The 13,835-nt window shown below is 65.1% G+C and carries 9 protein-coding genes; 8 read left to right on the forward strand and 1 reads right to left on the reverse strand.

All coding sequences use genetic code 11. The features are described 5' to 3' along the window. The first annotated feature begins 214 nt into the window (after nt 1-214). The 8 genes from G6N50_RS11505 (at nt 215) to G6N50_RS11540 (ending at nt 13,000) form a co-directional block, all read left to right on the forward strand. Nucleotides 215-1,636 carry a condensation domain-containing protein gene (locus G6N50_RS11505; protein ID WP_083097047.1) on the forward strand — a complete coding sequence of 474 codons (1,422 nt, stop codon included), beginning with the start codon at nt 215-217 and terminating at the stop codon, nt 1,634-1,636. 110 nt (nt 1,637-1,746) lie between these two features. Further along, nucleotides 1,747-4,758: an MMPL/RND family transporter gene (locus G6N50_RS11510; RefSeq protein ID WP_142275644.1), complete on the forward strand. Its 3,012-nt coding sequence runs from the start codon at nt 1,747-1,749 to the stop codon at nt 4,756-4,758. Nucleotides 4,759-4,815: 57 nt separating this feature from the next. Further along, complete coding sequence (gene pe, locus G6N50_RS11515) at nt 4,816-5,928, forward strand: acyltransferase PE (RefSeq protein WP_142275643.1); 1,113 nt, start codon at nt 4,816-4,818, stop codon at nt 5,926-5,928. A gap of 11 nt (nt 5,929-5,939) precedes the next feature. Next, nucleotides 5,940-7,676 carry an AMP-binding protein gene (locus tag G6N50_RS11520; protein ID WP_083097017.1) on the forward strand — a complete coding sequence of 579 codons (1,737 nt, stop codon included), beginning with the start codon at nt 5,940-5,942 and terminating at the stop codon, nt 7,674-7,676. A 30-nt stretch (nt 7,677-7,706) separates the two neighbouring features. Beyond that, complete coding sequence (locus G6N50_RS11525) at nt 7,707-8,357, forward strand: GAP family protein (RefSeq protein ID WP_083097043.1); 651 nt, start codon at nt 7,707-7,709, stop codon at nt 8,355-8,357. A 70-nt stretch (nt 8,358-8,427) separates the two neighbouring features. Next, nucleotides 8,428-9,486: an NAD(P)H-dependent amine dehydrogenase family protein gene (locus tag G6N50_RS11530; protein WP_083097015.1), complete on the forward strand. Its 1,059-nt coding sequence runs from the start codon at nt 8,428-8,430 to the stop codon at nt 9,484-9,486. A 179-nt stretch (nt 9,487-9,665) separates the two neighbouring features. Beyond that, entirely contained in the window at nt 9,666-10,094 is a 429-nt protein-coding gene (locus G6N50_RS11535; RefSeq protein ID WP_083097013.1) for an MmpS family transport accessory protein, read from the forward strand. Beyond that, a complete protein-coding gene (locus tag G6N50_RS11540; protein ID WP_083097011.1) occupies nt 10,091-13,000 on the forward strand; it encodes an MMPL/RND family transporter in 2,910 nt (969 codons plus the stop codon). Before G6N50_RS11535 ends, G6N50_RS11540 begins: the two co-directional genes overlap by 4 nt. Here G6N50_RS11540 and G6N50_RS11545 read toward each other — a convergent pair. Then, on the reverse strand, nt 12,997-13,830 hold the full coding sequence (locus G6N50_RS11545) for a DegV family protein (protein ID WP_083097009.1): 834 nt from the start codon (nt 13,828-13,830) through the stop codon (nt 12,997-12,999). The genes G6N50_RS11540 and G6N50_RS11545 overlap by 4 nt on opposite strands. Nucleotides 13,831-13,835 lie beyond the last annotated feature (5 nt).

Genomic DNA, 13,835 nt, shown 5'->3' on the forward strand with positions numbered 1-13,835 from the left:
CCAGCGCTGCAATTGCAACGTCAGCACCGCGCACGACAGCCGGTGCGGCTGCCGCCCTGCTCGCTCGCTCGGCCGTTCGATCGCGACAACGGCCGGCGGATCCGTGAGTGAGTGTAGGCCTTGGCTCGCGCAAGCCTGCGACGGCTTTCACCGAAAGGGTTATCTTGGTCTCGCCGCCGCCGTGGCCGCAGCTGTTACCGAGGAGGACGAAGCTTTGCGCATCGGGAAGATCACGATCGGCTCACTCGGTGATTGGACGCTGACCCCCGGCTCGGTCACCTCGTGGCACCCGACGGCCGCGGCCACCGAAAAGGTCCGGCAGGCGCCGGTGAGCTCAGTACCAGTCAGTTATATGCAGGGCCAGCACCTTCGCAATTACTGCGAGCGCACGGCCGCAGGGCTGAATTTCTCCCGGCAGATCATCGCCACCTGCGAAGTGCCCGGGAGATGCGATATTCCCGCGATGAATCACGCCGTCAACGCGTACCTGCGTCGGCATGACACATTCCGCAGCTGGTTCGAGCACACCGGTAACGGAGAGTTCATCAGGCACACCACCAGCGACCCCGCCGATATTGAATTCGCACCGATCGAGCACGGTGAGATGACGGTTCACGAAATACACGCTCACGTCGTGGCCATACCGAACCCGCTGGAGTGGGGTTGCTTTACCTTCGGAATCATCCAAGGCGAAAGCCAATTCACATTCTTTGCCGCCATGGATCATGTCCACGGGGATGCGACATTGATCGGCACCACAATGATGGAGGCCAACGGCATGTACACGGCGTTGAGCGGTGGCGGTGAAGCCCTCGCTCTTCCCGATGCCGGCAGCTTCGATGATTTCTGCACCCGCGAACGCGAGTACACGTCGACGTTAACCGTCGATTCACCCGAGGTGCGCGCATGGATTGACTTCGCCGAGAACAATAATGCTGGCTTTCCCGAATTCCCGCTGCCGCTGGGCAACCCGCTGGACTCGAGCAGCAGCGACATGACCTCCCAACTCCTGATGGACACGGCACAGACGGAACGATTCGAGTCGGCCTGCGCGGCGGTCGGCGCGCGCTTTGTCGGGGGCCTGTTCGCCTGCCTCGCCCTGGTGGAGCACGAATTCACCGGCGCTCTCACGTATTACGGGCTCACTCCCAGGGATTCCCGCAAAGGCACGGACAATTTCATGACGCAGGGTTGGTTTACCGGCTTGATTCCCATCACCGTGCCGATAGCTGCGGCCTCTTTCGGAGATGCCGCGTGGGCGGCACAGGCTTCCTTCGATTCGGGCCTGGACATGGCGAAGGTTCCCTACTACCGCGTGTTGGAATTGGCGCCGTGGTTGCGCTGGCCGCGGCCGAACTTTCCGGTGTCGAACTTCTTTCATGGCGGCGCTGCTCCGCTCAACGCCATTCTTGCCGCGGCCGACCTGGGGCTTGCGGACAATATCGGCATTTATCCCGACGGCCGGTACTCCTATCAACTGACGATTTATGTATTCCGGTACGGAGAGGGCACGGTCATGGCGATCATGCATCCGGACAACCCGGTCGCCCGGAAATCGGTTGTCCGCTATATGGAAGCGATGAAGTCGGTCTGCGTGCGGGTCGCCGGCAGCGGGAGTTGGGGACGCGTCGCGTAGCGTGGGGCACTTCGATGGCTCGTGATGCGAGATTGCGTGGTTTGACCGGGCTCGGGCGAGTGCGGCCGAGCGTCGCCGGCGGGCGCATCCCGACCGGGAGTGAGGGCGGTATGCGACGGCTAGCCGATTTTGTGGTGCGGTGGCCCTGGGTCGTGGTGGGGATCTGGGTCGCGATCGCGGTCGCGCTGCCGCTGACCGTTCCATCGCTCAACGACATGGCCGAGAAGCATCCGCTCGCCATCCTGCCCAGCGATGCGCCATCGGCCGTCACCGCCCGGAAGATGACCGAGGCGTTTCACGAATCGGGCTCAGAAAACCTCCTGCTAGTGGTCCTGACCGACGAAAGGGGGCTCGGCCCCGCCGACGAGGCCACTTACGGCAAACTGGTGGACGCGCTGCGTCGGGACCCCCGGGACGTCCTGATGGTGCAGGACTTCGTCAGTACGCCGGCACTGCGCTCGGTCGTCACCAGCAAAGACCATAAGGCGTGGGTGCTGCCGGTCGGCGTCGCGGGTGAGTTGGGCACTCCCCGCGCGTACGCCGCGTTCAACCGCATCGGCGACATCGTCGAACGCACCGTCCGCGGCACGCCGCTGACCGTGAACCTCACCGGCCCCGCGGCGACCGTCGCCGACCTCACGGTCGCCGGCGCGCGGGATCGGATGCCGATCGAGCTGGCCATCGCGGTTCTGGTGCTCATCGTCCTGCTGGTCATCTACCGCAGCGCGGTCACCATGCTGCTGCCGTTGCTGACGATCGGGATATCCCTGGTTATCGCGCAGACGGTGGTAGCGGGCTACTCCCAACTGACCGGCTCGGGCGTCTCAAACCAGTCCGTCGTGTTCTTGAGCGCCATAATGGCCGGCGCCGGAACGGATTACGCAGTCTTTCTGATCAGCCGCTACCACGACTATCTGCGGTCGGGTGCCGATTCCGATCGAGCGGTCAGGCGCGCGATGTTCTCGATCGGAAAAGTGATCGCCGCATCCGCCGCCACCGTCGGAATCACGTTCTTCCTCATCAGCTTCGCCCAGATGGGGGTCTTCAAAACGGTCGGAGCGTCGGCGGCGATAGGGATCGGTGTGGCGTTCCTCGCCGCGATGACGTTGCTGCCGGCGATTCTGGTGCTCGCGGGACGGCGCGGCTGGGTCAGGCCGCGGCGCGAGCTGACCTCCCGGTTCTGGCGGCGTTCGGGCATCCGAATCGTGCGGCGACCGAAGGTCAATCTGATTGCCAGCGTGCTCGTGCTGATCGTCCTGGCCAGCTGCGCCGGCCTGGTGCGGTACAACTACGACGATCGCAAGGCCCTGCGGTCTTCCGCTCCAAGCTCCATCGGCTATGCGGCGCTGGACCGTCACTTCCCGGTGAATGAGTCCATTCCGCAGTACATCCTGGTCCAATCACCGCATGACCTCCGCACGCCGAAGGCCCTCGCGGACCTGGAACAAATGGCGGACCGCGTCAGTCAATTGCCCAATGTTGCTGTAGTCAGCGGCATTACGCGCCCCACCGGAAATGTGCCGGAACAATTCAGAGCCACCTATCAGGCGGGCGCCATCGGCACCCTGCTGGCCGGCGGGTCCACCCTGATCAAGGACCACACCAACGACCTCAACCGGCTGGTCGACGGCGCCGGCACACTGGCCGACAACCTCAGCAATGTGCGGGGCCAGGTCGTCCAGCTCGCCGCCAGCATAGGCGAGTTGGAGAGCGCCTTCTCGTCGGCGAAGAACCAGTACACCGGCGACGCGCTGGTGAAACAGGTCGACATCGCGGCCCAGCTCGTCGACCATGTCAACGCGCTCAGCAATTCCATGGGCTGGAACTTCTCCGCGGCCAAGAACATGTTCGCCTGGATAGGCCCGGTGCTGGCGGCGCTGCAGGGCAACCCGAGATGCGACGTCGACCCGTCGTGTAGCGCCACCCGGGGGACATTCGAGCAGCTCCTTGGCGCGCACGACCAGGCAGACCTCGACGCGATCAATGATCTGGCCCACCAGCTGCAGGAGTATCCGGACAAGAGGGCGCTGAAGGCGTCGACGGACCGTCTGCGTGCGGCGTTGGCGAAGCTCACCAACGTGCTGCATTCCCTGGGGATGGACAAGCCCGGTGGGCTGCACGCGAACCTGAACAGCTTGCAAGATGGCGCAAACCGGTTCGCCGGTGGGAGCCGCCAAGTGGCCGACGCGGTGGCCCAAGTCGTCGACCAGGTCAAACAGCTCGGTAGCGGACTTGATGAGTCGGCGGCGTTTCTGTTGTCGCTGAAACGCGATGCGGCACAACCGGCAATGGCCGGGTTCAACATCCCGCCTCAGTTGCTGCACTTGGAGGAGTTCCAAAAGGCCGCCAAGGCATTCATCTCGCCGGACGGCCACTTTGTGCGGTACCTGGTCCAAACGAAACTCAATCCGTTCAGCACCGAAGCCATGGACCAGGTCGACGCGATCAGTGCGGCCGCACGCGGAGCCCAACCGAACACCGCATTGGCGGACGCCACGGTGTCGATGGCGGGATACACCGTCGCCCTGAAGGACACTCGTGACTACTACCAGCACGACATCCGGTTCATCATCGCGGTAACCCTCCTGGTCGTGCTGCTGACCTTGATCGCGCTGCTGCGTGCGATCGTTGCGCCACTGTATCTGGTTGCCTCCGTGGTCATTTCGTATTTATCGGCGGTGGGTATCGGCGTGCTCGTATTCCAATACATGCTGGGCCAGCAATTGCATTGGAGTGTGCCCCCGCTGGCATTCGTGGTGCTGGTCGCGGTCGGCGCCGACTACAACATGCTGCTCGTCTCGCGAATGCGGGAGGAGTCCCCGCACAGCATGCGTTACGGCATCATCCGGACCCTGGGTTCAACGGGCGGCGTGATCACCGCGGCGGGTCTGATCTTCGCTGCATCGATGTGCGGCCTCTTGTTCTCCGGCATCAGCACCGTGGTCCAGGGCGGTTTCGTGATCGGGGTGGGTATTTTGCTGGACACCTTCTTGGTGCGCACCATCACAGTTCCCGCCATGGCCGCGCTGGTCGGACGGGCGAACTGGTGGCCGTCCCGAGCGGGTGCGCCGGTGGGCGTGCGACGACCGCCGATCCGACGCGCCGAGGCGCAACCCAGCTAGCGCGCAAACATGACGTATGTGAGACTACGAGGCGAATCCGAGCGGGCAGGATTAAGAATGAAGACACTAGTCGCGACAGTTACCGCACTGGTAACCGTAGCTGCCACAGGATGTTTCGGCGTCAACACGGCGACGGCGGACGAGGCGCCGGTCGGCGGTCCGCCGACCCCCGGGGCACCCGGCGACCAGACCGCGTTCGCCCTCGGAGGCGCTCACGTCGCGGGCATCCCCTACGACGAGTACATACGCCAGGAGGGCGCCCGCTGGTTCCCCGGCCAGAAGCGCGAAATCGTCCCCTACCCGGCGGGCCAGATTCAGGGACATGTGCTGGAGCGGCTCTTCCCGGGCATCGGCAAGCTCAATCAGCAGTTTCCGGGCCTGGGCATAGACGGCCCCAGCATCGGCGAGTCGGTCGTCGAGGGAGTAGACAACCTCGACGCGGCGATCCGCACCGGACGCCCGGGTACGGCGATCGGCTTGTCCGAGGGCGGGTTCGTGGTCGATGGCGAGCAGGCTCGGCTGGCGAATGACCCGACCGCTCCCCCGCCGGACAAACTGAACTTCGCGACATTCGGTGACCCGATCGGGCATCACGCCTTCGGTCAGAGCTTCCTGACCGCCATGTTCCCGGTCGGCAGCGTTGTTCCCGCACTCGACTACACCATGCCACCGCAGTACGAGAGCCAGTACGACACAAACAGATTCGTGGCTGCGTACGACTTGATCGCGGACTTCCCCGACCGGCCGGACAACATGTTCGCTCTTGCCAACACGCTACTGGGCCTCGCCACCGGTCACACGGCGGTGGCCTTCACCAACCCGAGCATGGTGCCGCCGCAGAACATCAGGACAACGATCAACTCCCGGGGTGCCAAAGACACCACGATCATGGTTCCGGAAAAGCACCTGCCGCTTGTCATGCCGCTGGCCTACCTCGGCATCCCGGAAGACACGCTGAACAAGCTCGACGCAATCCTGATTCCCCGGGTGAATGCGGGCTATTCGCGAAACGACGACCCGGCGACTGCACCGGTCCAGGTGGACCCGGTGCACGGCTTCGACCCGGCGGAAGTCATCGCGCCGGTCAACCAGGCGGCACTCGGCAGCGGGGACCCTCTCTCGCAACTGGTCAGCGGCGCCATGTCCGCGCTGTCCGGCGGCAACGGCTAGACATCGCGCTTATGTCCGGATCATCGATTCTCTCCATGCTGCACGGACGTGCCAGCCTGCGGCCCAACGACGTGGCGTACACGTTCACGAATTACGAGGACGACCGGGAGGGTGTTCCCGAGAGTGTCACGTGGTCGCAAATGTCCCGCCGGACATTCAACGTGGCGCGCGACCTCGGCCAGCACGGGTCGGTCGGGGACAGGGCGGTGATTCTGGCGCCGCAGGGCCTTGATTACATTGCGGCGTTCCTGGGATCCATGCAGGCCGGGCTCATCGCGGTTCCGCTCCCCCTGCCGCATCGCGGCTCGAGCGACGAGCGGGTCAGTGCGGTCCTTGCCGACACCTCGCCTTCGGTCGTTCTCACCACCTCCGCGGTCGCGGAAGAGGTCGCCGAATATGTCGATCGCGCGCGGATGGACGATCTTCCGAAGATCGTCGAAATCGATTCGATGAATCTCGAGGTCGACTGCGGAACAAGCGTTCCGGCAACCGATTTGCCCAGTGTCGCGTATTTGCAGTACAGCTCCGGATCGACCCGAACGCCGACCGGCGTGATCGTCTCGCACCGCAATCTTCAGGTGAATTTCGAGCAGCTGATGCGCAGCTTCTTCACCGACTCCCACCTGAAAGCCCCGGCGGACACCACGATTGTTTCGTGGCTGCCCTTTTACCACGACATGGGTTTGGTGCTGGGAGTCTGCGCGCCGATCCTGGGCGGCTGGCGCGGTGAGCTGATGAGCCCCGTCGCGTTCTTGGAACGGCCGGCCAGGTGGGTACGATCGCTGGCCGCGAATACCTCTTCGTGGTCGGCGGCGCCCAACTTCGCCTTCGACCTGGCCGCCCGCAAAACGAGTGACCGCGATCTGGCCGGGCTCGACCTCGGCGGGGTGCTGGGCATCATCAGCGGTGCCGAACGCGTCGAGCCGGCCACCTTGGATCGCTTCGCTGATCGGTTCGCGCACTTCAACTTTCGGGACCAGATGATGCGTCCTTCGTACGGCTTGGCGGAGGCGACCGTCTTCGTGGCCAGCGGTACCTGGTGCGAGTACTCGACGGTTCACTTCGACATCGACGAGCTGTCCGCGGGTCGCGCCCGGCCGTGCGCGACCGGGGCCGGCTCATCGCTGGTGAGATACGAGCTACCGCAATCACCGACGCTGCGAATCGTCGACGGCGACACCAACCGCGAATGCGCACAGGGCGTGGTAGGCGAAATCTGGGTGCACGGCGCCAATGTGGCCGAGGGCTACTGGCGCAAACCCCCGGAGGAACAGTGCTGCTTCGGCGCGTCGCTCGTCGACCCGTCGCCGGGTACGCCCGACGGACCCTGGCTGAAAACCGGCGATTTGGGTTTCGTCCATGAGGGCGGCCTGTTCATTGTCGGGCGTATCAAGGATCTGCTGATAATCCGTGGACGGAACCACCATCCCGAGGACATCGAGGCGACGGTCCAAGAGATCACCGGTGGTCGTGTCGCGGCGATATCGGTTCCGGTGGACAGTACCGAGAAGCTCGTCACCGTCATCGAGTTCAAGAAGCGAGGCGATTCCACCGAGGAGGCCGTGCAATCGCTGACCTGCGTCAAGCGGGACGTCACCTCGGCGATTTCCAATGCGCACGGCGTGAATGTGGGCGACCTCGTCCTGGTGCCGCCCGGCTCGATTCCCACCACCACGAGTGGCAAAATCCGGCGCGCCGCCTGTATCGAGCAATATCGCCGGCACCAATTCGCCCGGTTGGACGCCTGAGCCGGCGGTCGGGCGCCCCCCACGATGCCGATGTTGGTCACTGTCCTGGTGATGGCCGTTGCCGTCAGTGTCGAACCGTTCCGCATCGGTATGACCGTGCTGATGCTGAACAGGCCCCGACCGGCGCTGCAACTCCTCGCGTTTCTGTCCGGCGGTTTCACCATGGGAATGGCGGTCGGCCTGGTTGTCTTGTTCGCCTTTCGGCGCAGCCTGCTGGGTTCCACCTATTTCGCGTTGCCCAAGGTGCAGATTCTGGTCGGTCTCCTGGCATTGGCGGTCGCGGTGGTCGTGGCGGCGAATCTCCCCGCGCGGCTGGGTTCGCGGCCGCCCCGAGTGGCGACGCCGGTGCAGCGATTGCTGAGCCGGCATTCGCTGTCGGTTGCGGGGATCGCCGGCCTCGGCGTCGCATTGCCGTCCGTCGACTACCTCGCCGCGCTGGCCGTCATCCTGGCCTCGGACGCGACGGCCCTGACGCAGGTCGCGGTGCTGCTGATGTTCAACGCCGTGGCCTTCGCGCTCATCGAGATCCCGCTGCTGGCCCATCTGCTGGCACCCGAGGCAACCGCCACGTGGGTGTCGGCGCTGCACGGCTGGATTCGGTCGCGTCGACGCGTCGACGTCGCTCTTTTGCTGGCCGCGGCCGGCTGCGCCTTCCTCGCGGTCGGCGCTGCCGGGCTTTGACCCTTTCTCAAACGCCGCGTTACCGCTGACTGATAATGGGTCCAATTCGCCGACGGCAAAAGGAGCCGCGATGAGCAAGGCAAGCACAGATCGTCCGCTGCGGGTGATCCAATGGACGACCGGCAACATCGGCCGGCGTTCCCTGCACGCCATCATCGGGCGACCCGACCTCGAACTGGCCGGGGTGTATGCGCATGGCGCCGACAAGGTCGGTGTCGACGCCGCGGAACTGGCGGGCTGGCCCGAACCCACCGGCGTGCGGGCCACGAACGACATCGATGCGCTGCTGGCCCTGGGCGCCGACGCGTGCTGTTACAACCCGTTGTGGCCTAACGTCGACGAACTGGTGCGGCTGCTCGAATCGGGAGTCAACGTGTGCACCAGCGCCGCGTGGATCACCGGCGGCAAGCAGACGCCGCACGACCGCAAACGCATCGAGGACGCCTGTCAGAAGGGCAATTCGACGATCTTCGGCAGCGGCGCGCACCCGGGTATGACGAACATGGTCGGCATGGTGCTGTCCGCCTCGTGCGAGCGCGTCGACGAGATCCGGATCACCGAGTCGGTGGACTGCTCGACCTACGAATCGGCGGAAACCCAGACGGCCATGGGGTTCTCGCAAGATCCCGACACCCCGGGACTGGCCGAGAGCGTGCGGCGGGAAAGCGAAGTCTTCGCGGAATCGGCCGCGATGATGGCCGACGCGATCGGGGCGAAGCTGGACAAGATGACCTTCGACGTCACCTTCACCGCGGCCACCGACGACTCCGACCTGGGCTTCATGAAGATTCCCACCGGGACGGTCGGCAGCGTCTACGGCTACCACCGCGGCTGGGTCGGCGATCGCAACGTCGTCAGCGTCGGGTTCAACTGGACCATGGGCAGTCACGTGGTCCCGCCCAAACCGCTCGAGCACGGGCATGTCATCCAGGTGTTCGGGCTGCCCAACATGCGCACCGTGTTGCACTGCCTGCCGCCGAAGGATTGGACGGAGCCCGGGTTCATGGGACTGGGAATGATCTACACCGCGATGCCGGTGACCAATGCCGTCCCGGCGGTGGTGGCCGCCGAGCCGGGGATCGTGACACTGGCGGATTTGCCGCCGGTCACCGGTCGGCTGGCCCACTAGCGGGTATGCCGTTCGCCACAACGGACAGCCCCCGGGAGGAACGCTTGCGTGCACTAAGGTTAGGATCCCTAACTGAGCAAATGTTGCGTTGACATCGGTGTCGTCGGCGGCGGTTGGTGAGCTTTGCGGAAGGCGGTCAGGTGGTGGCTAGTCCAAACTCAGGTCCCCGCCCCGGCTTCATGAGCCGCGTCCTGAAAAAAGGGTGGATCCCGCTGCTGCTGGTGGTCGTGCTGGCGCTGTCGGCACTGATCGTGTCGCGACTGCACAAGATCTTCGGCTCGGAAGATCTCAACGCAAACGCCGGCAAGGGGATCGAAATTGTGCAGTTCAATCCGAAGGTCGTCGTCTACGAAATCTCCGGCGCCCCCGGAAGCACGGCGAACATCAACTACTGGGACGCGGACGCCAACACGCACCAGGTCAACAACGCCCCGCTGCCCTGGTCGACCACGATCTCGACCACGCTGCCCTCGGTGAGCGCCAACATCATGGCGCAGAGCGACGGCCCCACGATCGCCTGCAAGATCACCGTGGACGGCGTGGTCCGCGAACAGCAAAACTCCGACGGCCATAACGCCCAGACCTTCTGCCTGGTGAAGTCCGCATGAGCGAAACAAACAACAAGACCGAGCGGGACCTGAGCGTCGCCGACACCGGCCCGATCACCACTCAGGGATTGTCCAAGGCCCAGCGCGGCCACCGGCCCTACCTGCCCCACGCGATCCGCATCTTTGCGATACCGATCATCTTGATCTGGGTGTTCGCGACGGTCCTGGTGAACGTCATCGTCCCGACGCTGGAAAAGGTCGGCGAGGCGCACTCGGCGCCGATGACGCCGCTGGACGCGCCGTCGATGAAGGCGATGATGCGCATGGGCCATAACTTCCGCGAGTTCGATTCCAACAGCACGGTCATGGTCGTGCTGGAGGGTCAGCACCCGCTGGGCCAGGACGCGCACCAGTACTACGACAAACTCATTCGGCAACTCCGCCAGAACCCCAAACACATTCAGCACATCCAGGATTTCTGGGGAGACCGGCTGACGGCCGCGGGCGCGCAGAGCGCAGACGCCAAGGCCGCCTATGTGCAGATAAACCTCGCCGGTAACCAGGGCACCACGCTGGCCAACGAGTCCGTGGACGCCGTCCGCAAGGTCATCGACGCGAACAAGGCGCCGCCCGGGGTGAAGGCCTACGTCACCGGTCCCGCGGCGCTGTCCGACGACATGCACATCATCGGTAATGCCAGCCTGGCCAAGATCACGCTGTTCACCCTGGGCGCGATCGCGATCATGTTGCTGCTGGTCTACCGGTCCATCGTCACCACGCTGATCCAGCTGTTCATGACCTTCGTCGCGCTGGCGTGTTCGCGCGGGGTCGTCGCGGTTCTCGCTTACCACAACGCATTCGGGCTCACCACGTTCGCCGCCAACATCCTCACCATGCTGGCGATCGCCGCGGGGACGGACTACGGCATCTTCCTCGTCGGCCGCTATCAGGAGGCGTTGGCCGCCGGCGAGGATCGAGAAACCGCGTACTACACCACCTTCAAGGGCGTCGCCCCTGTCGTCTTGGGCTCCGGCCTGACGATTGCGGGCGCGACCTATTGCCTGAGCTTTTCGCGGCTGCCGTGGTTCAACACCATGGGCGCGCCCGTGGCGATCGGCATGCTGGTCGTGGTGCTGGCCGGCGTCACGCTGGGCCCCGCGGTGGTCTTCATCGGCAGTCGCTTCCACCTGTTCGAAAGACAGGCCAAGCGCGGTCGGCTGTGGCGCCGGGTGGGCACCGCCGTAGTGCGTTGGCCCGCACCGGTTTTGGCCGTCAGCGCCGCGGTCGTGCTGGTCGGGATGATCGCCCTGCCGAGCTTCCACACGAGCTACAACGACCGCCATTACCTGCCGTTGTCGGCCCCGTCGAACCAAGGGCAAGAGGCCGCGAACCGGCATTTCTCCGAGGCGCGGATGAACCCCGACCTGTTGATGGTCGAGTCCGACCACGACATGCGCAACCCCGCCGACATGCTGGTGCTGGACCGGGTGGCCAAGAACGAGATGCGCACGCTGGGAATCGCCATGGTCCAGGACATCACCCGGCCGCTGGGCATTCCGATCCAGCACAGCTCGATCCCGTTCCAGAACAGCATCCAAAGCCAGACGACGATGCAGAACATGGGCTTCCTCAAGGAGCGCATGAACGACATCCTGAAGATGGCCGATGACCTGCAGACACAGATCAACACCACGCAGCGCCAGTACGAGGTGTCGCTGGACCTGGCCAACGCCGCCGACGACAGCGCAAAGACGACGGCGGTGACGTCGCAGATCACCGACACCCTGCGCGACCACATCGCGGATTTCGACGACACCTTCCGGCCGATACGCAGTGTCTTCTACTGGGAGAAGCACTGCTACGACATCCCGGTGTGCATCGGGTTGCGGTCCCTCTTCGACACGTTCGACGGCTTCGACCAACTGGCCGAGCAGTTCCACTATTTGACGACCGACATCGCGCACACCGCCCAAGCGTCACGCGACCTGACTGCGCTGTTCCCCACGCTGATCACGACGCTGAAGACCACCAGGGGCATCACACTGACGCTCTACCAGACGTTCAAGGCGATGATCGACCAGATGGAGGCGATGAGCAACACCGCGATCGTGATGGGGCAGAGCTTCGATCAGTCCAAGAACGACGACTTCTTCTACCTGCCGCCGGAAGCCTTCGACAACCCGGATTTCCAGACCGGCCTTCGCATGTTCTTGTCGCCGGACGGTAAGTCGGCACGGTTCTTCATCACCCACCAGGGCGATCCGATGTCACCGGACGGCATCGCGCGGGTCGACGCCGAACGCACCGCCGCGCAGGAGGGGCTGAAGCAGTCCTCGCTGTCGGATGCCCGGGTGTATCTCGGCGGAACCGCCGCGACGTTCAAGGACATGGCCGACGGCGAGAAGTACGACCTGATGATCGCCGTGGTGTCGGCCCTGACACTGATCTTCATGATCATGCTGCTGCTGACCCGAAGCGTGGTGGCCGCGCTGGTGATCGTCGGCACCGCGGCCAGCTCGATCGCGGCGTCATTCGGTCTGTCCGTGCTGATTTGGCAGGACCTGTTCGGCATCCGGATCCACTGGATCGTCATGGCGCTGTCGGTCATCATCCTGCTGGCCGTCGGGTCCGACTACAACCTGCTGCTCGTCTCCCGGTTCCGCGAAGAGATCCACCGCGGTCTCAAGACGGGGATCATCCGGTCGATGGCCGGCACCGGTGGTGTGGTGACGGCGGCGGGCCTGGTGTTCGCCTTCACCATGGCCTCCATGCTGGGTAGCGATCTGCGCGTGCTCGGGCAGTTCGGGTCGACCGTGTGCATCGGTCTGCTGCTCGACACGCTGATCGTGCGCACGCTGCTGATGCCCTCGATCGCCACCCTGCTCGGGCGGTGGTTCTGGTGGCCTCAGGTCGTGCATCCGCGCGGTGACCACGCGCGACGCCCGGTGCCGGCCCCGGCGGGTTAGCTCGCCGGCAGCTGCACGCATACCGCGACCGCGCCCGCGCCGACGTGCAGCGCGAGCACCGGTCCCAGCTCGGTGACGATCGCCGGCTCACATGTCGGTAGCCGCTCGGCCAGCGCCGTCGCCACCTCGCGGGCGCCGTCCGGGTTGTCGACGTGGTGAACCGCCAGGGCGGCGGCGTCGTGGCCCGCGACCTGACAGACCCGCTCGATCATCGCCTCCGTCGCATGGCTCACCGTGCGCACCCGTTGAGCCAGAACGAGTTTGCCGTCATCGATGCGCAGCAGCGGCTTGAGCGCGAGCGCGGTGCCCAGCCACGCCTTCGCCCCGCCGATGCGTCCGCTGCGGCGCAGGTTGTCCAGCCGGTGCACCACGATGAAGGCATGCCCGCGGTCCACGGCCGCGCGCGCCGCGGCCGTGACGGTGTTGACGTCTCCGCCGTCGGCCGCGGCCCGCGCGGCGGCCAGAGCGACGAAGCCGGTGCCCATCGCGGCCGACCTGGAGTCGACGACGCGCACGTTCGGATCGAGGTCCGCGGCGGTGCGTTCGGCGGCGCGGCAGGTGCCCGACAGCGCCGACGAAAGGTGCACAGCCACAACCCCGTCGGCGCCGCTGTCGGCCAGGGCCTGCTGGTACGCGTCGGCCAGTTCGGCCGGAGTGGCCGCCGCGGTGGTGGCCGCGCGTTTGTAGATATCGTCGGGAACGTCGTCCACACCGTCACGCAGGTCGCCGCCGTCGAGCAGGATGTGCAGCGGAACGACGCGTATCCCCCACTTTTCCGGCAGGTCGCCCGGCAGACGTGCCGACGAGTCGGTCACCACTATTACGGTCACGAGCG

The sequence above is a fragment of the Mycobacterium mantenii genome (genome assembly GCF_010731775.1).
Taxonomy (GTDB): domain Bacteria; phylum Actinomycetota; class Actinomycetes; order Mycobacteriales; family Mycobacteriaceae; genus Mycobacterium; species Mycobacterium mantenii.